Below are 20,426 nucleotides of genomic sequence, written 5' to 3'. Positions count from 1 at the left end.
TGCACGACTATAGAGGGTCGCCGGGCCGCGTCTCGGCGCCTATATGGGGATCATGTCCGCGATCCTTCCCCTGTCCGTCTTTCTCGCTACGGTCGCCGCGATGGAAGGCTTTGCCTATGTCATGCATCGCTGGGTGATGCATGGTCCCGGCTGGTTCCTGCACGCCAGCCACCACCGGCCGCGCCTGGGTTTCTGGGAAGCCAATGATCTGTATTTCGTGATCTTCGCCCTGCCCTCCATCCTGCTCCTGCTGGGCGGGGTGCAATGGGGATGGGGCGTGTGGGCCACGGCGATGGGCGCAGGGATCGCTGCCTATGGCGCCATCTATCTCGGCTTCCACGACGTCATCGTGCATCAGCGGGTCAGGCACCGCTATGTCGCCCGGTCGCGTTATATGAAGCGCATCGTCCAGGCCCACCGTCTGCACCATGCAGTGGAAACGAAGGAAGGCACGGTCAGCTTCGGCTTCCTGATCGCGCCCCATCCCACGACCCTCAAACAGATATTGGCGCAGCGCGACCGCAAGGGCGTACGTCCGGCGCGGCAGCGGGAAGATGCGGGCGTCGATGTCTGAAAAGGGATGGGTTGGCACTTTCAGGAAGCAAGCACGCGATCCGCGAATCACCAACGGCCGATGCATGAGGATTTGCGACCATGGATGATGAGATCATCAATACGCCGGAAGGCCCGATGACCTGGGCGGAATGGAAAAAGAAGAACCCGGTACAAATCCCGTCGCGTCGCACCAAGGGCAAGAAATTGCCGAACAAGGTCAAGCTGCGCACCGACGAAAAATGAGGGGTTGAGCCTGCGATAATGCATGCTGTCGCGGCGGAATAGGATGGCAGGCCTGACCGCTGACCATGGTTTTCCAGCCATCGATAATGGCCGATCGCATCGCCGATTTTGAAATCAGGCCGGTCCGTGCTACAAGGTCATCGCTGAACGTCGCGTTTGACGGATATCGGGCCGCTTCGGCTCTCCTTTGTCCCCATATTTGCTTCTAAAAGCCGGGATACGCGGATTGTCGCGTACGCCCGTGGACTTGTGACAAGGAGACTTCATATGATCACCGGAACCGTCAAATTCTTCAATGCCGACAAGGGCTATGGCTTCATCGCGCCCGAAACCGGCGGCGACGACGCGTTCGTCCATATCTCGGCCGTTGAGCGCGCCGGTCTGCGCACCCTCGAAAAGGATCAGCGCGTGACCTACGATCTGGAAAAGGATCAGCGCGGCAAGACCTCTGCGGTCAATCTTCAGGCAGCCTGATCAGGTGGGCCGGGCGGCTGAAACTGCCCGGCCCCGTCTGCTGCCACTATAAACGAATAGGATATTTCTCTGCATGAAAAGATATAAAGAACCCCAGTTTCAGGAGCGCATAGCTGCGGCGGCGCGCGCCCGGACGACGGTTCTCGAACAATTGCGTGACAAGCCGCCGGTGGACGACACCGGCGCGGCCGAGCGAGCCGAACGCCGCCTCGCCAAGGAAGCGGCTGCGCGCGAAAAGCGCCAGCAAGCTCTGGCGGAAGCCAAGGCACAGAGGGCGGCCAAGCGCGCCGCAGCGCTGGAAGCGGCCGCTGCAAGCGCCGCCCGGCAAAAGCCCGTGCTGACCGAAGCCGAACGCAAGGCCGCGCGCGACGCACGCTATCTCGCCCGCAAGAACCGGGCCTGACCTTTATATGACATGCCGCGCGCTTCTACTGATCAGCGGCGGACTGGACATTCGTTCCACGACCGCCCGGTTTTCCGGCATCGTGCGCATGTCACTCTTGAAAATTGAATGCGGCAGACGCCGCAAGGACTTTACCATGAATAGCATTTCCCACAGCAGCCATCGGGTGACCTTTCGCCTGCCTTTCGACCGGATGCCCGCGCGGCCCATCACCCCTGCCGCAGCCACGCTGTCGAGCAGCGAGTTGAAGCAGATCGTCGCGGCGATGCTGGGCTGACCATCAATGGCCCGCCCACATCCGTGCGGCGGGCCTCCCCCATAATAGCAGGAGCATCCATGAGCCGAGAAATAGTCCGCCCCTTTTTGATCACCAAAGACGAAGAAGGGAATTTCCGGCTCACCGTTCGCGAGACCCGTTATAATTCGCAGGGCTATCCGCTGGTGACGTCGCAGTTGCAGGAAGAAACCTTCAAGACGGCAGCGGCGGTACGGAATTTCGCGCGCGACACATTCAAGGCGCAGCCCGGGCAATATTCCACGCAATAACGCGAATATCGCCAGTGAAAGGGCAGAATTTGGCCATAGTTGCTGAAGTTCAGACGGCTGCGGTCGAGCTGATCGATACTGCCCACCTGCCCGATGGCGGGACGTTGCGCCTGTTGCGTCGGGGCGATGATTATTCGATCCGGTTCCAGGACACCGAATTGATGGGCAACCAGGTGCGCCAATCCGAAGAGGCGCTTGCCGTGCTGACCTGTCAGCGTCTGGTAAAGTCGGACAGCCGTATCCTGATCGGCGGGCTGGGCATGGGGTTCACCCTGGGCGCGGCGCTGAAATCGCTTCCTGCCACGGCCACGGTCGTCGTATCGGAACTGGTGCCCACGATCGTCGACTGGGCCAAGGGGCCGCTATCGCATCTGTTCCACGATTATCTGGGCGACCGCCGGGTATCGCTGGAAATGGGCGATGTTCACGACGCCATCAACAGGGCCAAGGGCAGCTATGACGCCATCCTGCTGGATGTCGACAATGGCCCGGACGGCCTGATCCACATCGCCAACGAACGGCTGTATTGCAATTGGGGGCTGCGCGCCGCCCATGCGGCGCTCAAGCCCAATGGCATATTGGCGATCTGGTCGGCCTATCCGGATGACGCCTTCGTCACCCGATTGGAACAGGCGCAGTTCGTCGTGGATGAAGTCGATGTGCCGGTATTGGTCGGCGGCGAAGAGGCGAACCACACGATCTGGTTTGCGACAAGGCAGGGTTAGACTATCCGCTTGCCCGCCCTGTCGTGAAGATGACCGATATGCTGGTGCCGGTCTGCGTCGGCGTGATGGCGACGCGTGCGCCCATGCGGGATGCGGCGGACTGCACGATCGCAAGCCCCAGACCGGTGCCTTCCGCCCCTTGCGGCCCCGTCGCGCGGAAGAAGCGCTCGAATATCCGGTCATGATATTCAGGAGCGATACCCGGCCCATCATCACTGACCGTCAGCACCACCTGCCCGGCGTCATGCGCCAATATGACCGTGACCGAGCCGCCGCGCCGATTGTAGCGAATGCCATTGTCGATCAGGTTGGCGATGATTTCGAACACCAACGTCCGGTGCGCTTGTACCAGATAGGTTTTTCGATCGTCGGCGTCGAGGTCCAGCTCCACCCCTGCCTGGATCGCCTGGTTGATCAGGCGACCGATGACGGCGGCGCTCACTTCCTTGAGGTCCACCGCTTCCAGTGGTGGGGAGACGCCACCTTCCTCCGCGCGGGCCAATGCCAGAAGTTGCGTCACTAAGCGTTCCAGCCGCAACACTGCGTCGGCAATCTCGTCCAGCGCAGCGGACGATCCCCGCCGCGCCAACTCGACCTGCACTTTGAGCACCGACAAAGGCGTGCGCATTTGGTGCGAGGCGTCGGCGGTGAAGCGGCGCACCCCGCCGGTCGCCTTGTCGAGTTGCGCCAGCAGATGGTCGAACGCGGTGGCGAGCGGTCGCAGTTCATTGGGCAGCGGCCCGGCATCGAGCGGCGAGAAGTCCGGCCTTGTGCTGGAATCCCGCGCTTCCACGGACCGGCGCAGACGCGCGAGCGGGCGCAGGCTCCATCCCAGCGCGGGGCGCAGCAACAGCACCGCGACGCCGACCAGCGCCACTTCCCCCAAAAGCAGCGCCAGGATCAGTTGCCCGGCGAGCGTCTTGCGATTGTCGAGCGTTTCGGCAACCTGGATGATCACCGGTTGGGCGATCCGGGGCAGCATCCGCTTTACCTCCGCAATGCGGATGTCCTGGTCGCGATAGCGCGAAAAGCGAAAGCGGGGCTGATCCACCGACATGGTTTTGGGATCGGGCGCGGGCAGATCGGCATAGCCGGTGAGCAAGTCGCGCCCTACCGCGATGCGATAATAGACATTGTCGCGCTCGCTATTCTCCAACATGCCAAAGGCGGCGGGCGGCAGGTCCAGCGTCACCTCGCCGCGCTCCACCTGCACCGTTTCAGCGATCGCGCCCAAGGCGCCGCCCAGCACCCGGTCGTTGGTCCGGCGCACGACGTCCGAAATCAGCGTCGCGCCGCCCACGCCGATGATCGCCGCAGCGCCCAGCAACGGCCCCAGCATCGCGGCGAGCAGCCGGGTGCGCAGCGCGATGGCGCGCGCCTTGCCCGGCGTCCTGACCGGCCCCGCCCTAACCGGCATCGAGCATATAGCCCACACCCCGCACCGTGCGGATGCCAGGGCCATCGGGCGCCAGCTTGCCGCGCAGCCGCGTCACATGCACCTCGATCGCGTTGCCGCCGACCGGTTCGTCGAAGCCGAAGACTTCCCCGATCAGCAATTCGCGCGGCACCACCTGCCCCGCCCGGGTCGCCAGCGCCTCCAGCACCGCCAGTTCGCGCCGCCGCAGGTCTAGCGGCCGCCCCGCCACATCGGCCGCGCCGGTGGAGCGATTGATGGTCAGCGTGCCCACCATGAGTTCGGGCGTCGGATCGCCGCCGCGCCGCCGCCCGAGCGCACGCACCCGCGCCTCCAGTTCCTCCGGGTCGAAGGGTTTGCGCAGATAATCGTCCGCGCCCAGATCCAGCCCGCGCACCCGATCATCCAGCGCATCGCGCGCGGTCAGCATCAGCACCGGCACCTTTTCGCCCCGCCGCCGCAGGTCGGCCAGCACGGCAAAGCCGTCCATGTCGGGCAAGCCTACGTCCAGGATGACGAGCGCATAGGGTTCGCTGCCGACGACCGCCAGGGCGTCTTCCCCGGTCGCGACATGGTCCACGGCATGGCCCCCTGCGCGAAGCAGGGCGGAAATGCTGCGCGCCAGGGCGGCGTCGTCCTCGATCATCAAAATCCGAATAGGGCACCTGATGCTGAAAGGTTGATGACAGCTTGGCTTCGTAACTGACCCCTAGATTTATCCGACGACAGAAACGGAAAAAACGAGAGAGGAAGCGTGATGCGACGGGTTATTCTGATGATGGCAGGCTTGGCAAGCCTGACCGCGCCTGCCGCGACCGCTGTGGCGGAACGGCCAAGCGGCTATCCGCGCTCCTACGACACGCTGATCGCTGACGCGCAGGCCGAACGGCAGGTCGTCGTCTATGCCAATGCAGATACGGCGGAAATGACGCCCGTCATCATCGCCTTTCAGAAACGCTATCCCGGCGTCACCGTCCGCTACGCCGACCTGGGGTCCAACGCCATCTATGGCAGGTTTGTGGCGGAAACGCGCGCGCGCAAGCCGTCGGCCGATCTTGTCTGGTCGTCGGCGATGGACCAGCAGGTCAAGTTGATCAACGATGGCTTCGCGCAGGCCTATGCCAGCCCTGAAAAACCCGCTCTGCCGCCATCGGCAGTGTGGAAGAATATGGGTTTCGGCGTCACCGCAGAACCGATCGCCTATGTTTATAACAAGAAGGCGATCGCCAATCCGCCAAGCAGCCATGCCGCGTTGGAAGCGATGTTACGCAAGGATCGCAAGGCGCTGACGGGCCGGGTCGCGACTTTCGATCCGGCGCGTTCCAATACCGGCTATCTCTATCTGACGCAGGATTATGCGATCACGCGCGACACCCGCTCGCTGGTCGAAGCCATGGCAGCGACCCGGCCGCAACTGTCGCTGACTACTGAACCGATGCTGCGCGGCGTGGCCGATGGCAAGCTGTCGATCGCCTATAATGTCATCGGTTCCTACGCGCTGGAGCGGGCGCGCCGGGACGCGCGCATCGGCGTGATCTTTCCGCAGGATTATACGATCGTGATGTCGCGCATCGCATTTATCGCGCGGGAAGCGCGGCATCCCGCCGCCGCCAAGCTGTTCCTCGATTTTCTGCTGTCGCGCCAGGGCCAGACTTTGCTCGCCCAGCACAGCCTCTGGCCGGTCCGTACCGATATTCGCGGCCGCCGCTTGCCCGCGGCTCAGGCCCGCCCGATCCGCGTCGGCCCGCAGCTACTCGCCAATCTCGATCGCCTGAAACAGCAGCGCTTCCTGCGCGAATGGCATGCGGTCCTCGCCTCTGGAGCACAACAGAAATGATCCCTCCCTTTTTGCGCGGCGGATGCGCCGCATTGGCGCTGATCGCCGCCACCCCTGCGCTGGCGCAAACGCCCAGCGCCGAGGAACTGGCTGCTCTGGTCAAGGCGCAGGCCGCCCTGGTCCAGTCGCAAGCCGCAGAAATCGCGGCGCTGAAAACCCGCCTCGACAGGCTGGAGGGCCAAAGCGCCGCGCAAGCCGTTTCGCCGGTCCAGCAGCCCGCGCCGCAGATGGCGCAGCAGCAGGCCGCCGCGCCGCTGGTGGTCACGCCCTTCGCGCCACAGATCGTGCCCCCCGGCCCTGCGGATATCGACGTGGCGCAGGCGCGCGCCATCGCCAAGGAAGTCGGCGTCAAGACCGAATGGGGCGCGGGCTTGCCCGTCTTCCGCTCCGCCGACGGCGTCTTCACCTACAAACCGCGCGGCCGCATCCTGGTCGATGTGAGTTCCACCTTCGGGTCGGACTATGCCGGACGCAATACCACGACGACGGGTATGCGCGCGCTGCGCCTGGGTCTGGAAGGCGGCGTGGGTCCGCACTTCTTCTACCAGTTCGAAAGCGACTTTTCGGAAAATGAAGTCGATATCGTCACTGCCTTCCTGGGCTGGCGCAACCGGCTGAGCGGCAAGGTCGATTATGACATCCGCGTCGGCCATCTGTTCAACGACCGCGCCTTCGAAGGCAGCACCGGGTCAGATTCCACGCCGTTCCTGGAACGCAGCACGGTTTCCACCGCGATCATTCCGCAGCGTGGCTTCTACGGCATCGGCATAATGGGCCGCCTGTTTGGTCCCAACTGGCACGCATCGGTCAGCGTGACCGGCGACCGGATCGACGGGCAGCAGGCGACCAATGACAGCCGCACCATGTCGGCGCGCGCGCACTGGAACCCGATCAAGACGGACCGGTCGCTGCTGCATGTCGGCGCCTGGGGCTTTGACGAGGCGCTGTCCGCCGCGGCGACGACGCTGACGCGCAGCACGGTGATCGGCGGGCGCTTCAACGGGGCGGTGCGGGTGTCGACCGGCGAACTGCTCGGCGGTCGCTCTACGACCGGCTATGGTGTCGAACTCGGCGGCTATAGCGGCAGCCTGTGGGTGATGGGCGAAGCAGGCCGCCGGGTCGCGCGCCTGACCGGGGATCGCCCGGATTTTGAAAGCAAGGCGTGGAGCGTATCGACCGGCTTCTTCCTGACCGGCGAACTGCCGCCCTATAACCCGCGCCTTGGCAGCTTTGGCCAGCCCAATGTGCTGAAACCCACGTTCGACGGCGGGCCGGGCGCGATCGAACTGACCGCGCGCTATGAAAATCTGGACTATACCGACCTGTTGCTGGGCGGCGACGGCTGGGCCGCGACGGTCGGCGTCAACTGGTATCTCAACAGCTTCACCCGGCTTCAACTGAACGGCATCCACTGGCGCACCGACAATCGCGCCGGCGCCTTCACTGGCAGCGACGACGGCCAGACCGTCAGCGCCCGTGTCGGCGTGACCTTCTGATGCCCCCCTTTACCGTTTATCCAAGGACGCAGCGATGAACCTTGCCCTGCTCGGCTTCCTGATGGTCGCCACCTTCATGACGCTGATCATGACCAAGCGGATGACGCCGCTGGTCGCGCTGATCATCATCCCATCCCTGTTCGGCGTGATCGCGGGGCAGGCCGCCGGTCTTGGCGACATGATGATCGAAGGTATCAAGAATCTCGCCCCCACCGGCGTGATGCTGCTGTTCGCCATCCTCTTTTTCTCGACCATGACCGACACCGGCCTGTTCGACCCGCTGGTCGGGCGGCTGGTGCGGCTGGTCCATGGCGATCCGTTGCTGATCCTGCTGGGATCGGTGGTGCTGTGCGCAGTCGTCAGCCTGGATGGTGATGGCTCAACCACCTACATCATCACCATCGCCGCGCTGCTGCCGCTCTACAAACGGTTCGACATGAAACGCATCTACCTCGTCTGCCTGTTGATGGTGACGAGCGGGATCATGAACCTGACGCCATGGGGCGGGCCGACCGCCCGCGCCGCGAGCGCGCTGAAGCTCGACCCCGCCACCCTGTTTCTGCCGCTCATCCCCGGCATGATTGCGGGCCTCGCCTTCCTGCTCGGCCTCGCCTTCTGGTTCGGGATCAAGGAGCGGCGTCGGCTGGGCCATGTGCATATGCCGCAGCGCGAGCCGGTCGACATCGCTGACCTTGGCGTGTCGCAATATCCCGAAGCGCGCCGCCCGCATCTGCGCTGGTTCAACGGCCTGCTGGTCGTGGCGCTGCTTGGCCTGCTGGTATGGGGCATCCTGCCGCTCTCGGTACTGATGATGATCGCCTTCGCCATCGCCATGATCGTCAACTATCCCGGCGTCGCGCAGCAGAAGGAGCGGATCGCCGCTCATGCCGGTAACGTCCTGTCAGTGGTATCGCTGATCTTCGCGGCGGGCATCTTCACCGGCATCCTTGGCGGCACCGGCATGGTGGAAGCGATGAGCAAGGAAGTGGTGGGCTTCATCCCGCCTGCGCTTGGCCCCTATATGGCGCCGATCACGGCGCTCCTCTCCATGCCCTTCACCTTCTTCATCTCCAACGACGCTTTCTATTTCGGGATGCTGCCGATCCTGGCCGAAGCGGGCGCGCATTATGGCGTAGAGCCGATGGCGATCGCGCGCGCGTCGCTGATGGGCCAGCCGGTCCATCTGCTCAGCCCACTGGTGCCGTCCACCTATCTGCTCGTCAGCCTGGCGGGTATCGACCTGGCCGATCATCAGCGCTTCACGCTGCTGCCCGCCGCCGCCGTCTGCATCGTCATGACACTGGTCGGCATGATCGCGCTGGCCTTCCCGTTCGTCGCCTGACGCCATCGGACGACGCACAAGAATGAGGAATTAGTCCATGGTCCGTCCTGTCCCGATTGGATCATGGGCTGGTGCCCCGGGGGTAGCCCTTCGTTTCCTGGCGGCGCTGGCCGTCGGGGCGGGGGGCGGCGCGCTGTTCCACTGGATCGGCGCACCCCTGCCGTGGGTACTGGGATCAATGGCGGCCTGCGCCATCGCCAGCGTCGTTGGCCTGCCGATCCAGGCATCATCCGCTACGCGCAGACCGATGGCAGCGGTCATCGGCGTAGTGCTGGGCAGCAGTTTCGGTCCGCATATCTTTGCGCAGGCCCGCGACTGGCTAATCCCGCTCGCGGCCTTACCCTTCTTTCTCGCCAGCGCGGCGCTGCTGTGCGTCACCTATTTCCGCAAGGTCGCGAAATTCGATCCCGCGACAGCCTATTTTGCCGGGATGCCCGGCGGCATCGCCGAAATGGTGGTGATGGGCGCGGAACGCGGCGCGGACGAGCGCATGATCGGCCTGATCCATGGCGCGCGCATCTTCCTGGTCGTGTTCATCCTGCCGTTTCTGATCCGACTGGACCATGCACCGGTCGCGATCGCGCCTGCCGCTACAGTCACCGGCAACGTCGCCAATTGGTCGCTGTTGCTCTGGGCGAGCGGCTGCGTCGTGGTGGGCCTTTGCGTCGGTCGATTGCTGCGCCTGCCCGCCTGGCATCTGGTCGGGCCGCTGGCGGTCAGCGCGGCCGTGCATATGAGCGGGATAGCGGATTTCCGCATTCCCGGCTGGGCGCTCGCCGCTGCGCAAGTGGGGCTAGGCGCGACGATCGGATGCCGCTTCGTCGGGCTGACATTGGGGACGCTGCTGCGGACCGTGGTGCTGGCGGCGGGATCGACCGCGATCCTGCTGGCGGTCACCTTCGCCTGGGCGACGAGCATCGGCGCGCTGACGGGCCTTGATCCCATCTTGCTGACCTTGGCCTATTCGCCCGGCGGTCTGGTCGAAATGAGCATGGTGGCGCTCAGTCTGGCGCTGGAGCCGGGCGTAGTCATCATCCACCATCTGACCCGGGTGGTGCTGGTCCTGATCGGCGCACCGCTCGGGTTCGCATGGATGGACGCTAGAAAAGCGTGACGAGGCCCGTCGCCGGATCGACCGCCCCTTCGTAGATCATCTTGCCCGCGACATAGAGGATTACGACCAGCCCGAAATAGGCGATGGCGCGATAGCGTTCGATCACGCGGGCCAGCAGGTTCGCCGCCACGCCCATCAAGGCAACCGACAGTATCAGGCCGATGACGAGGATGCCCGGATGCTCGCGTGCGGCACCCGCGACTGCCAGCACATTGTCCAGGCTCATGCTGACGTCAGCGATCGCCACGGCCCAGGCCGCCTGCGCAAAGCTGCGCGGCGCGGCCTTGCCAGCAATATCCTCGCCATCTTCCGCGTCGCCGCCCGATCGCAGTTCGCGCCACATCTTCCACGCGACCCAGACCAGCAGCAGGCCACCGGCGAACACCAGCCCGACCAGTTGCATCAACTGCGTCACCAACAGGGCGAAGGCGATGCGCAGTACCAGCGCGGCGATCACGCCGATTGCGATCACCTTGCGCCGCGACGCGGGCGGCAGCCCTGCGGCCAGCGCGCCGACGACGATCGCATTGTCCGCCGCCAGCATGATGTCGATCAGCACGACCTGGCCGAAAGCAGCCAGCGCTGACGGGGAGCCGAGATTGGAAAAATCGGCAACGATGTGGGTCCAGATGTCGGTCATAAATCCTCTCGCCGTGCCCAGGCACGGTCTTGTCGGTCGGAAAGCCAAACGCGCGGCTAGTGCGCAGTCGCCGCCGACCTAAGAGAGGAAGCTGTCATCCACCTTTCAGCGCGCCTAATGGTGGATCAGGCTTGGCTTTCCTGCCGCAGCGCTTCGGCGAACTGCCCGGCCCTGGCCTGCAGTTCGCGGGACCGTTCGCGCAATTCGCCCGCCGCGCTGGTCACGGCCTTCGCCGTGCGCTCCGATGAGCCGATCACCCATTCCAGTTGGCGGATCGCCGCATCGGTGGCTGTCATGCGCGCCTTTGTGCTGATGATAGCGTCATGGATTTCCCCCGCGACGACTGACTGATGGTCCAGTGCGGCGCGCGACGATCCGGTCACGACGGCGATCTCTCCCACCATGTCGCGCATGGCATGGACACCCGATGTAGCGGTCTGGGCGGTATCCTGCATCATGCGCAAAACCGCCGTGATCGATGCGGTGGACTGGCTGGTCAGTTCCGCCATCTGCCGCACTTCGTCGGCGACGATGGCAAAGCCGCGTCCGCTTTCCCCGGCCCGCGCCGCTTCGATCCGGGCATTCAATGCCAGCGTGTTGGTGCGCGCCGCGATGGCCGCCACGGACGATACGACTCCTTCCACCGCCAGCGTGTTGGCGCTGAGGTCCGCCAGCCGGGCGACCAGATCATCGATCGTCTGTTCCGCCCGGCGGGTGGAGGCGACCGCCGCGCTGACATTGCCGTCCAGGCTGGTGGTCGCCTGATTGAGCGCCTGATTGCCATCGACCACGATGTCGATCGATGCCGTGGAATGCTGGGCGGAACTCGCCACGATCGCCGTCGCCTCCCGCCCCGCTTCGGCGTCCCGCTCCAACTCGCCGGACTGGCTGTTGAGCAGCATCGCTATTTCCAGCATCGGGCGGAGGACGGTATCGAAATCCTCTTCGAACATCGACAGCATCGCCAGCGACTTGTCCCGCACCTCCTGCTTGCGTCGCGCGCGATCGCGGTCACGCTCTTGCGACAGCCGCGCCACCGCCTGCTCCTGCTCCAGTAGCCGCGCCATCAGCGCCTGCGCCGCCTGCTCGGCCTGTTGCGACAATAGGGACGCGTGGCGACTTTGCGCGGCCTGTGTCTCCGCTTCGGCCTGCTTATCCAGCAGCAACTGGTTGAGCCGACGCGCCAACAAATATTGTCCAAGGCCAACCAGGCAGGTGACGATGATCAGACTGAGCGCCGGAAGCCATCCATTTTTCAGCATCATGCTGCCGGGACGGCGCGGATTCCAAGTGATGCCCGCATCGACGGTGCGATCGGCGAACACACGAATCCAGGGCGTGTCGGACCGATCAATGCCGGTTTCCCACCGCAGGCCTGAAATCGCCATGGATTGCCCGATCTCGTCCAGCACCCGCCCGGCAATGGGCTGCACCCAAATCATATAACGCTTGGGATCTTGTGCATCGCGCACCATGCCGTTGGTCGGACGAATCCGCGACAAGCCCAGAAAATAGGGCTGGCCGTCGAACAGGATGATCTTGACGATCGGCGTATCGGTCTTGTCCGCCGCCTGGCGAAGCAGCGGCAGCTTTACGCCGGTAAATGTCGTAAGGTCCGGCGCCTTGCCGTCGGCCCAATAGCGGTAGAGCGGTCGATCGGCGGCATCGCTGATATAAATGCCCTTCATCGGCATGGTGAAGGATTTCCAGACGCCCGGCCCGACATTGTCGTTGGTCCAGCTGAGGTCGGTCGATTTCACCATATGGGCGTATAATTCATCCCACAGGGCATAGCCTTTCAGCCAGCTGCGGAAATTCTTCGCCTTTGTGTCGATCGCGGCGTGGATGGCGTTTGTCGTATAGGTGATTTCCGCGCGATCCTGTTCCTTCGCCCGATCAGCCCCGAAAAGCAGCAGCGACCCGATCAGCAGCAATGCCGACAGCGTAAAGCTCGCCAATATCTTGGCCGGGAAGGACAGCCTCTCCGATAGTCTGCCCGGATTGAATATGTGTATGGAGTGCAACGAGCCAGCCTTGGAATATCTGCGGCCCTTTTTACAACGAGAGAGTAAAGAAGCCTTTAGCATCTATTGATTTGTAAATACGCCAGTAATAGGCGAGTTGTCGGGGCATGGAGCGACCAGCGAGCGCCATATTTACATATGTGCAACTGCCCATGCATCTGAAATGTGCGTGTTGAATCATCGTTGAGCAGGGCCAGGCTAGCCGATTCGAACGCATCGCCGTGGCTTGACCATGGGCTTTGCCTGCGCCAACAAATGTTACGCAATCCTTAGACTATGGTCTAACTCCGCGCCGCTACGGACCGGCCGGTAAGATTTCGTTAGCTGCAAGATCATCCAAGGGAGCCAGCGCCTCAACAAGGACTGGAAACCATGGCCCGTACACTCATCGCTCTTCTTGCCGCCGCGGCCGTCGTCACGCCCGCAATCGCTTCTCAGGGACCGTTGCAGGTCGCCTCGAAAATCTTCGTAGAACAGCGCGCCCTCGACAAGGCGGGCGCTGTCAGCACGTCTCTGACGCCCGCGACCCGCGCCGTGCCGGGCGACCATGTCGTCTTCGTGCTCGCCTATCGCAACACCGGCGCGCAGCCGCTGTCCAACATCGTCCTCGACAATCCCGTGCCCGGCGCGATCGCCTATCGCACCGTCGGCGCTGGCACCGCCGCGCCCGACTTGTCGGTCGACGGCAAGACCTATGGCACGCTCGCCCAGTTGCGCGTGCCTACGGCCAGCGGCGGCAGCCGCGCGGCCACACCCAATGATGTCCGCCATGTTCGCTGGCGCATCGCAGCCGTTCCTGCCGGAGGACAGGGCCAGCTCGCCTTCAAGGCTGTCCTCAAGTGATCGCGTCTCTTCGCGATCGCGCGCCTTCCCCTGACCCTCGAACCACAGGAACTACCAAGATGATCTCTCGCTCTGTGCGGCTGATGCTGCTCGGCGGCGCCGCGATAGCCGCTACCGGCACGGCGCACGCCCAATCGGCATCGACCGCGACCACCGCCGGCACGGAAGTGTCCAACACCGCGACCGTGACCTATACCGTCAATGGCGCGTCGCAGACCACCACGTCGACCACCGCCAAGTTCGTGGTCGACCGCAAGGTCGATTTCACCGTGATCACCGACCAGACCGGTGCGACCCAGGTCAATCTGGGCCAGGCGGCGGCCGTCACCAAGTTCAAGGTGACCAACCACACCAACGGCATTCAGGATTTCTGGCTCGATCCCGACCAGACGACCCTGTCGGTCGGCATCCTGACCGGCACCGACGATTTCGACATCGGCACGATGAAGGTCTTTGTCGATAGCAATAATAACGGCGTCTATGACGTCGATGTCGATACGCAGACCTATATCGACGAACTGGCACCCGAAGCGTCGGTCGCCGTGTTCATCGTCGGCAACATCCCGTCGACCGTGGGCATCCACGAAGCGCAGGTATCGTTGCATGTTCTCGCCGCCGCCGGTGGCGCGACGGGCACGAAGGGCGCGCTTCTGGTCCCGACCGATCTCAATCTGGGCAATGCCGACAATGTGGTCGACATCGTGTTCGCCGACGACGACAGCGACGGTGCGCTCAACCTGGGTGATATTGCGCGCAACGGGCAGGGTCGGGCCTATGCTGCCTATGTCATAGGCACGCAGAATGTCGCCTTGACCGTAACCAAGTCAGCGCTCGTCCTGTCGGACGGGGTCAACACCCTCAATCCCAAGGCGCTACCCGGCGCGACGGTGCAATATTGTCTGCTCGTCCGCAACGGCACCGCGCTGACGGGAGCAAATGGCGTGACGCTGACCGACATCGTGCCGTCGAACACCACCTATGTGCCCGGTTCGGTCAGCATCGGCCTGCCCGGCGGTACCTGCGTTCTGGTCGGCACGACCGAGGATGACGATGCCGACGATGCAGCCGAAACCGACGGGTACACGGCCAACTATAATAGCGGCACGAAAACCGTCACGGCCAATGTCGGCACGGTCGGCGGGCTGGGTTCGGTGGCCGTCGCTTTCAAGGTGACGATCAACTAATCCCCTCAAAAGAAAAGGATAACTTGGCGGCGCGCGCTTTAACCCGCGCGCGCCGACAGGACCCCTATGCCCAAATTCCGCGCCCTTGCCAGCCTGATCGCCGCCCTGACGGGCGTAGCAGCCCTGACGGGCGTAGCCGCCGCGACCCCCGTCGCGACGCAGGGGCAGACGCGCGTGACCAATATTGCGACACTGACGTGGCAAGGCCCGGACGGGCCGATCAGCATGCCTTCCAATGTCGTCACCTTCGATGTCGAGAGCCGCGCCAAGCGCCCGACGTCGCTCAGTTTCCGGCTGCTGCCCCTGAATTATCAGGTGAGCGGCGCCCAATGCGGGACTTCGCCGTCCGGCGCCGTCACTTTGACCCCAGCGGAAGTCAACGCCCAGGATTTGCAGAACGCGCCGGTCGCGCAAGGCTTTACGGTCGAAGCGCCCCGCATCCTGGTTCTGGAAGCCCCTGGCGGCAATCATGATCCCCTGACGCGGGAAACCGCCTGGATCCACGTTCTCGTCGCGAACAGCGACGCCATGCTGGAGTTGCACGAAACCGGCCCGGATACCGGGACGTTCGCTGGTGGCGTGCCTGCCGTCGGCCCGGACTCCCCCCTCGCCCGTTGCGCGCCGCCCATCACCGATCGCGAAATAAGCATCGGCCTGCGCTTCGACGAAGATGAACATAGCTATGGATCATCGACCTCGATCCTGATCGATCCGACTGGTTATGTCTTTGATTCACAGACCGGCGCACTGGTCGACGGCGCCACCGTGACCCTGCTTGACGAGAATGGTCAGCCCGCGAAGGTCTTCGGCGACGACGGCGTCAGCGCCTATCCATCAACCGTCGTCACGGGGGCCAGCGCGACCGACGCCAGCGGCCGGGTCTATCGCTTCCCACAAGGCAATTACCGCTTCCCCCTCACCGCCCCTGGCCGCTACCATCTTAGCATCGTGCCACCGGCCCATTATACCGCGCCGACCACGCGTAGCCGCGGCGATCTGGAGGCCTTGCGCGGGCCGGTGGGGCAGCCGTTCATCCTCAACGAAGCCTCGTTCGGCGGCGTTTTCGCACTCGCCGATCCGGAACCCTTCATCGCCGACATCCCGCTCGATCGCGTCGGCGACACGCATCTGCTATTGACCAAGACCGCATCGGTCCGCGAAGCCTCGCCCGGCGATTTCATCCAATATCTGGTGCGCGTGGACAATAGGTCCGATACCGACGCCAGCGGCATCCATCTGACCGACATCCTGCCGCCCGGCCTGCGCTACGAGCGCGGATCGACGCGCGGCGCGGAAGAACCGGTCATCGCCAGCGACGGCCGCACGCTGGACTTCACCGTAGCGCCGATCCCCACGGGCAAGTCGGCCGAAGTGCGTTATGTCGTGTCCGTCGCCCCCGGCGCGCCGCGTGGCGAGGCGCTTAACCGCGTGCTCGCTTCCGGTTCGGCGGGCGCGACCAGCAACGAAGCCGCCGCATCCGTGCGCATCGGCGCGCTGCTGTTCACCGACGGCTTCACCGTCATCGGCCGCGTAACTGAAGGCGATTGCAGCGCACCGGCCAAGGGGCGCAAGGGCGTTGCGGGCATCCGCCTGATGATGGAGGATGGCAGCTTCGTCGCCACCGACAAGGACGGCCTCTATCATTTCGAAGCGGTGCGTCCGGGCCGGCATGTCGTGCAGCTCGACACCGCCAGCGTACCCGCCAGCCATGCACCGGTCCTGTGCGACGCCGATACCCGCCAGGCCGCCAGCGCGACATCGCGCTTTGTCGAAAGCGCCGGTGGTTTGCTCAAACGCGTCGATTTCCAGCTGCGCCTGACCGGTATCGCGGCGCAGTCCACGGCCGACGCCCTGCCCGCCGCGCCCGACGCTGCGCAAGCGGCGGGCGATCGCGACTGGATCGACGGGCAGGATGCAGGGGTCGCAATGCTCTTTCCAACGCGGGATTATAATCCCCGTTCGCCTTCCACTCGCGTCGTCATCAAGCATCATGCCGGGCAGAAGGTCGCGCTGCGCCTCAATGGCACGCTGGTCGATGCGCTCGCCTATGACTCGACCGACACGCAGGGCGACATCGCTGTCGCCCGCTGGACCGGCATCGGCCTTAATCCCGGCGACAACATGCTTGAAGCCACCATCCTGAATGCGGACGGCAGTGTCGCGCAGACCTTGCAAGGCAGCGTCCATTATTCCGGTGCGGCCGCCAATGCGACTGTCGTACCTGAGGCCAGCAAACTCGCCGCCGACGGCATGACCAACCCGGTCCTGGCCTTCCGCCTGACCGACCGCACCGGCCGTCCGGTGCGCGACGGCGCGACCGTGCCCGTCACCGTCGATCAGCCCTATGCCATCGCCGTGGACGCCACCGTCCCTGCCGCCCGCCGTACCAACGGCACCGCGCTGGTGATCGGTGATGAGGGCATCGCCTATCTTGCGCTGGAACCCACAACCCAGGCGGGCGCATTGCGGGCGACGCTCACGCTGACCGACGACAAGCAGCAACGCGCGATCGAACTGCGCGCGCGCCTGACCCCCGTGGCGCGCGATTGGACCGTGGTCGGCTTCGGATCGGGCACGATCGGCTATGACACGCTGCACAAGCGTGCGTCGCGCTTACCCGCCTCCAGCCGCAACAGCCTGGTCACCGACGGCCAGCTGGCGCTTTATGCCAAGGGGCGGATCAAGGGCAGCTGGCTGATGACCATCGCCTATGACAGCGACCGTCAATATGACCGTTCGCGCGGTTTGCTGGGCCAGATTGATCCGGATCGCTATTACACCGTTTATGGCGATGCGACCCGCCAGGGCCATGACGCGGCCACTGCGCGCAAACTATATCTGCGGCTGGAGCGCAAGGATTTCAGCGCCCTGTTCGGCGATTTCGAAACCGGCATGACCCAGACGCAACTGACCCGCTACAGCCGCACGCTCAATGGCATGAAGGCCGACTATGCCGACGATCGGCTGAGCTTCAGCGCCTTTGCCGCAAACAGCGACGACCTGCACGCCCGCGACGAACTGCAGGGCAACGGCCTGACCGGTCCCTATCGCCTGTCGGGCCGCGACATCGTGCCCAACAGCGACAAGCTGAGCATCGAAGTGCGGGACCGGCTGCGGCCCGAACGCATCCTGTCATCGACGCCGATGACGCGCCATATCGACTATGACATCGACGCCACCATCGGCACCATCCGTTTCCGTGAGCCTGTTCTGGGCCGCGACGCCGCCAACAATCCGGTCTTCATCGTCGTCGATTATGAAACCTATGGCAAAGCCAAGAAGCTGACCGCCGGTGGCCGCGCCGCCATGAAGTTCGCCCATGGCAAGGCCGAAGTCGGCGTGTCGGCGATCAAGGACAACAGCCATGGCGACGGCCTGTTGGTGGGCGCGGACGTCCGGGCGCAGATAACCGACACCACCCAGTTGCGCGCGGAAATGGCGGCTGGCAGCCGCGAAGGCCTGTCCGACGGCCGCGCCTGGCTGGCCGAAGTCGAACATCATAGCAAGAAGGCTGACGTTCTGGCCTATGCCCGGCAGCAGGATGATGCCTTTGGCCTGGGCCAGCAAAATCTGGTCGAAGCGGGCACGCGCCGCATCGGTTTCGACAGCCGGGTGCAGCTGGCCGACAAATGGGCCGTCACCGCATCGTCCTGGTATCAGGATCAGCTGATCGGTCCCGGCAACAGGTTTGCAGGCGAATCGCGTGTCGAATATCGCCGCGAGCGGGGCACGATCTTCGCAGGTGCGCAGTTCGCGCTGGATCAGGGCGTCGACGGCAAGGATCGCGATTCCCGGCTGCTGACGCTGGGCGGCACGCAGGTGCTGATGGGCGGCAAGCTGACCCTGACCGGCCAGACCCAGTTCGCGCCGGGCGGCGATCATGACAGCGTCGATTTCCCGGCCCGCCACCAGCTGATCGCCGCCTGGCGCGTCAAGCCCGGCATTCGCTTGATCGGCGGTTATGAGGTCGCGCAGGGCGAGGACTATACGACCCACACCGCGCAGCTTGGCTTCGACGTCCAGCCCTGGACCGGCGCCAAGCTGACCACGGCGCTCAACAATCAGACCTCGGGCGAAAATGGCGCGCGCGTCTATGCCAATTACGGCCTGGTCCAGTCGCTGCCGATCAGCGAGCGCTGGACCATCGACGCGACCTTCGACGCCAGCACTACAGTCAGCGGAAGCATCCCGGCAGGCGGGGTGGTCCAGCCGTTCCAGACCAGCGGATCGGGCAGCGTCGGCGGCGGTGCGCTGGGAAGCCTCTATGGCAATGACGGCGATTATGCGGCGGTGACGTTGGGCGCCAATTATCGCGCCGACCTCTGGTCCTGGAACGGTCGGGTCGAATATCGCAAGTCCGACCAGAATAAGCGGTTCAACATAACCAGCAACGTCGTCCGCGCGCTGGGTGAGGGCAAGACGCTGGCGGGCACGGTGCGCTATTCCACGCTGGGGCAGGTCACGGGCGCGCAAGCCAAGAGCCTGGCGACATCGGTCGCGCTGGCGTGGCGGCCGCTCGACAGCCGCTGGTCGCTGCTGGAGCGGCTGGAACTGCGCAAGGAAAGCGCCGATGCGGGCGTGGGTGGCGGCAATGTGCTGGGCGTCCCGGCGGGCAGCGGCGTCGGCCAGCGCACCACGCGTCTCATCAACAATCTCGCCGTCAACTATCGCACTGGCGACGAAGGCACGCGGCATAATGTCGAGGCGACCGTCTATTATGGCGCCAAATGGGTCGCTGGCAGCTACGGCGCGGACGATTATACCGGCTATATCGACGTGACCGGCTTCGACCTGCGCATGGATCTGGGCAAGCGTTTCGACATCGGCGTGCAGGCATCGGTGCAACATGCCTGGAGCCGTGGCGCGGTGGCGTTTAGCGGCGGACCGTCGGCGGGGGTTTCGCCCGCGCCCAATGTCTGGATCAGCGCTGGCTATAATATCGCAGGCTATCGCGATCGCGATTTCGAGGATGATCGCTATACCCGCCGCGGTCCCTATGTGACCATGCGCATGAAGTTCGATCGCAACGCTATCGCCGGGCTGCTGGGGAAAGGCCGGTGATGCGCGAGGCTGCCTTCCTCCTGCTTGCCGGGCTGTCCACGCCTGCTTTGGCCGATCCGATCATAGCGACCAAGTCGGTCGGCATGGTGTCCGATCCCATGGGCAACGCCATCCCCCGCGCCATTCCGGGCGCAGTGGTCGATTATACTGCGACCCTCGCCAATCCGATCGCGAACCTGGGCAAGACGGTGCGCGGCATCGTGTTCGAGGACCAGTTGCCCGCCAATGTGATCCTGCGCGTCAGCGATCTGGGGGCAAGCGGCAGCGGCCCGGTCGTCTTCACCAACGGTGCGATCGTGTTGGGCGTTGGGGATAGTGGCCTGACCTATAGCTTCAGCAGCCTTGCCAGCACCGCCGACGGCATCGAATTCAGTGACGGGACGAGTTGGACCTACACGCCCGTTCCCGACGCCAGCGGTTATGACGCCAATGTCCGCGCCATCCGCGTCAAACCGCTCACGACATTCAAGGCGGGCGGCTCGTTCACCGTCCGCTTCCGCGTCAAATTGCGTTAACAGGGGGAAT

The 20,426-nt window shown here is 64.3% G+C and carries 19 protein-coding genes; 15 read left to right on the top strand and 4 right to left on the bottom strand.

Annotation, left to right across the window (positions count from 1 at the left end; all coding sequences use genetic code 11):
- Positions 1-43 precede the first annotated feature (43 nt).
- The 7 genes from U5A89_RS21050 (at position 44) to U5A89_RS21020 (ending at position 2,946) form a co-directional block, all read left to right on the top strand.
- Positions 44-574 carry a sterol desaturase family protein gene (locus U5A89_RS21050; RefSeq protein WP_445190684.1) on the top strand — a complete coding sequence of 177 codons (531 nt, stop codon included), beginning with the start codon at positions 44-46 and terminating at the stop codon, positions 572-574.
- Positions 575-654: 80 nt separating this feature from the next.
- Positions 655-798, top strand: a complete 144-nt coding sequence (locus tag U5A89_RS21045) for a hypothetical protein (RefSeq protein ID WP_338162920.1) — start codon at positions 655-657, stop codon at positions 796-798.
- Positions 799-1,065: 267 nt separating this feature from the next.
- Positions 1,066-1,272 carry a cold-shock protein gene (locus U5A89_RS21040; protein ID WP_169570423.1) on the top strand — a complete coding sequence of 69 codons (207 nt, stop codon included), beginning with the start codon at positions 1,066-1,068 and terminating at the stop codon, positions 1,270-1,272.
- Positions 1,273-1,345: 73 nt separating this feature from the next.
- Complete coding sequence (locus U5A89_RS21035) at positions 1,346-1,675, top strand: DUF6481 family protein (protein ID WP_338162919.1); 330 nt, start codon at positions 1,346-1,348, stop codon at positions 1,673-1,675.
- Positions 1,676-1,811: 136 nt separating this feature from the next.
- Entirely contained in the window at positions 1,812-1,952 is a 141-nt protein-coding gene (locus tag U5A89_RS21030; protein ID WP_338162918.1) for a hypothetical protein, read from the top strand.
- Positions 1,953-2,011: 59 nt separating this feature from the next.
- Entirely contained in the window at positions 2,012-2,221 is a 210-nt protein-coding gene (locus U5A89_RS21025; RefSeq protein ID WP_338162917.1) for a hypothetical protein, read from the top strand.
- A gap of 29 nt (positions 2,222-2,250) precedes the next feature.
- Positions 2,251-2,946 (top strand): polyamine aminopropyltransferase, encoded by a 696-nt coding sequence (locus U5A89_RS21020; protein ID WP_338162916.1) that lies wholly within the window; start codon positions 2,251-2,253, stop codon positions 2,944-2,946.
- Between the two features lies 1 nt (position 2,947).
- Here the strand turns inward: U5A89_RS21020 and U5A89_RS21015 are convergent, their stop codons facing one another.
- Entirely contained in the window at positions 2,948-4,363 is a 1,416-nt protein-coding gene (locus U5A89_RS21015; RefSeq protein ID WP_338162915.1) for a sensor histidine kinase, read from the bottom strand.
- Positions 4,353-5,006: a response regulator transcription factor gene (locus U5A89_RS21010; protein WP_338162914.1), complete on the bottom strand. Its 654-nt coding sequence runs from the start codon at positions 5,004-5,006 to the stop codon at positions 4,353-4,355. Before U5A89_RS21010 ends, U5A89_RS21015 begins: the two co-directional genes overlap by 11 nt.
- 111 nt (positions 5,007-5,117) lie before the next feature.
- On the opposite strand from U5A89_RS21010, the gene U5A89_RS21005 reads away from it, so the two are divergent.
- From U5A89_RS21005 to U5A89_RS20990, 4 genes are read left to right on the top strand one after another with little or no spacing between them, the layout of a single operon-like run.
- Complete coding sequence (locus tag U5A89_RS21005) at positions 5,118-6,197, top strand: ABC transporter substrate-binding protein (RefSeq protein WP_338162913.1); 1,080 nt, start codon at positions 5,118-5,120, stop codon at positions 6,195-6,197.
- Positions 6,194-7,693, top strand: coding sequence for an OprO/OprP family phosphate-selective porin (locus U5A89_RS21000; RefSeq protein ID WP_338162912.1), 1,500 nt, complete (start codon positions 6,194-6,196; stop codon positions 7,691-7,693). The genes U5A89_RS21005 and U5A89_RS21000 overlap by 4 nt, the downstream gene beginning before the upstream one ends.
- Positions 7,694-7,727: 34 nt before the next feature.
- On the top strand, positions 7,728-9,035 hold the full coding sequence (locus U5A89_RS20995) for a CitMHS family transporter (protein ID WP_338162911.1): 1,308 nt from the start codon (positions 7,728-7,730) through the stop codon (positions 9,033-9,035).
- Between the two features lie 37 nt (positions 9,036-9,072).
- Positions 9,073-10,149: an AbrB family transcriptional regulator gene (locus U5A89_RS20990; protein WP_338162910.1), complete on the top strand. Its 1,077-nt coding sequence runs from the start codon at positions 9,073-9,075 to the stop codon at positions 10,147-10,149.
- On the opposite strand, the gene U5A89_RS20985 is transcribed toward U5A89_RS20990, so the two are convergent.
- Together U5A89_RS20985 and U5A89_RS20980 are read right to left on the bottom strand one after the other, a co-directional pair.
- Positions 10,136-10,789: a YjbE family putative metal transport protein gene (locus U5A89_RS20985; RefSeq protein ID WP_338162909.1), complete on the bottom strand. Its 654-nt coding sequence runs from the start codon at positions 10,787-10,789 to the stop codon at positions 10,136-10,138. The two genes, U5A89_RS20990 and U5A89_RS20985, sit on opposite strands and share 14 nt — an antisense overlap.
- 125 nt (positions 10,790-10,914) lie before the next feature.
- Positions 10,915-12,813: a methyl-accepting chemotaxis protein gene (locus tag U5A89_RS20980; RefSeq protein ID WP_338162908.1), complete on the bottom strand. Its 1,899-nt coding sequence runs from the start codon at positions 12,811-12,813 to the stop codon at positions 10,915-10,917.
- Positions 12,814-13,185: 372 nt separating this feature from the next.
- Between U5A89_RS20980 and U5A89_RS20975 the strand changes: the two genes are divergently transcribed.
- The 4 genes from U5A89_RS20975 to U5A89_RS20960 all read left to right on the top strand — a co-directional run bounded on the left by U5A89_RS20975 (position 13,186) and on the right by U5A89_RS20960 (position 20,416).
- On the top strand, positions 13,186-13,656 hold the full coding sequence (locus U5A89_RS20975; RefSeq protein WP_338162907.1) for a hypothetical protein: 471 nt from the start codon (positions 13,186-13,188) through the stop codon (positions 13,654-13,656).
- A gap of 59 nt (positions 13,657-13,715) precedes the next feature.
- Positions 13,716-14,840 carry a hypothetical protein gene (locus U5A89_RS20970; RefSeq protein WP_338162906.1) on the top strand — a complete coding sequence of 375 codons (1,125 nt, stop codon included), beginning with the start codon at positions 13,716-13,718 and terminating at the stop codon, positions 14,838-14,840.
- Between the two features lie 66 nt (positions 14,841-14,906).
- Positions 14,907-19,901 (top strand): hypothetical protein, encoded by a 4,995-nt coding sequence (locus tag U5A89_RS20965; RefSeq protein WP_338162905.1) that lies wholly within the window; start codon positions 14,907-14,909, stop codon positions 19,899-19,901.
- Positions 19,901-20,416, top strand: a complete 516-nt coding sequence (locus tag U5A89_RS20960; protein WP_338162904.1) for a hypothetical protein — start codon at positions 19,901-19,903, stop codon at positions 20,414-20,416. The genes U5A89_RS20965 and U5A89_RS20960 overlap by 1 nt, the downstream gene beginning before the upstream one ends.
- Positions 20,417-20,426: the final 10 nt, after the last annotated feature.

It is taken from the genome of Sphingobium sp. HWE2-09, from assembly GCF_035989265.1.
Taxonomy (GTDB): Bacteria; Pseudomonadota; Alphaproteobacteria; order Sphingomonadales; family Sphingomonadaceae; genus Sphingobium.
The sequence above is the reverse complement of the archived record's forward strand: the minus strand, read 5'-3'. Positions and strand labels throughout refer to the sequence as shown.

Coding starts and splice junctions, on each gene's coding strand:
- U5A89_RS21050 (WP_445190684.1), top strand. CDS start 44: ATGGGGATCATGTCCGCGATCCTTCCCCTGTCCGTCTTTCTCGCTACG.
- U5A89_RS21045 (WP_338162920.1), top strand. CDS start 655: ATGGATGATGAGATCATCAATACGCCGGAAGGCCCGATGACCTGGGCG.
- U5A89_RS21040 (WP_169570423.1), top strand. CDS start 1,066: ATGATCACCGGAACCGTCAAATTCTTCAATGCCGACAAGGGCTATGGC.
- U5A89_RS21035 (WP_338162919.1), top strand. CDS start 1,346: ATGAAAAGATATAAAGAACCCCAGTTTCAGGAGCGCATAGCTGCGGCG.
- U5A89_RS21030 (WP_338162918.1), top strand. CDS start 1,812: ATGAATAGCATTTCCCACAGCAGCCATCGGGTGACCTTTCGCCTGCCT.
- U5A89_RS21025 (WP_338162917.1), top strand. CDS start 2,012: ATGAGCCGAGAAATAGTCCGCCCCTTTTTGATCACCAAAGACGAAGAA.
- U5A89_RS21015 (WP_338162915.1), bottom strand. CDS start 4,363: ATGCCGGTTAGGGCGGGGCCGGTCAGGACGCCGGGCAAGGCGCGCGCC.
- U5A89_RS21010 (WP_338162914.1), bottom strand. CDS start 5,006: ATGATCGAGGACGACGCCGCCCTGGCGCGCAGCATTTCCGCCCTGCTT.
- U5A89_RS21005 (WP_338162913.1), top strand. CDS start 5,118: ATGCGACGGGTTATTCTGATGATGGCAGGCTTGGCAAGCCTGACCGCG.
- U5A89_RS21000 (WP_338162912.1), top strand. CDS start 6,194: ATGATCCCTCCCTTTTTGCGCGGCGGATGCGCCGCATTGGCGCTGATC.
- U5A89_RS20995 (WP_338162911.1), top strand. CDS start 7,728: ATGAACCTTGCCCTGCTCGGCTTCCTGATGGTCGCCACCTTCATGACG.
- U5A89_RS20990 (WP_338162910.1), top strand. CDS start 9,073: ATGGTCCGTCCTGTCCCGATTGGATCATGGGCTGGTGCCCCGGGGGTA.
- U5A89_RS20985 (WP_338162909.1), bottom strand. CDS start 10,789: ATGACCGACATCTGGACCCACATCGTTGCCGATTTTTCCAATCTCGGC.
- U5A89_RS20975 (WP_338162907.1), top strand. CDS start 13,186: ATGGCCCGTACACTCATCGCTCTTCTTGCCGCCGCGGCCGTCGTCACG.
- U5A89_RS20970 (WP_338162906.1), top strand. CDS start 13,716: ATGATCTCTCGCTCTGTGCGGCTGATGCTGCTCGGCGGCGCCGCGATA.
- U5A89_RS20965 (WP_338162905.1), top strand. CDS start 14,907: ATGCCCAAATTCCGCGCCCTTGCCAGCCTGATCGCCGCCCTGACGGGC.
- U5A89_RS20960 (WP_338162904.1), top strand. CDS start 19,901: ATGCGCGAGGCTGCCTTCCTCCTGCTTGCCGGGCTGTCCACGCCTGCT.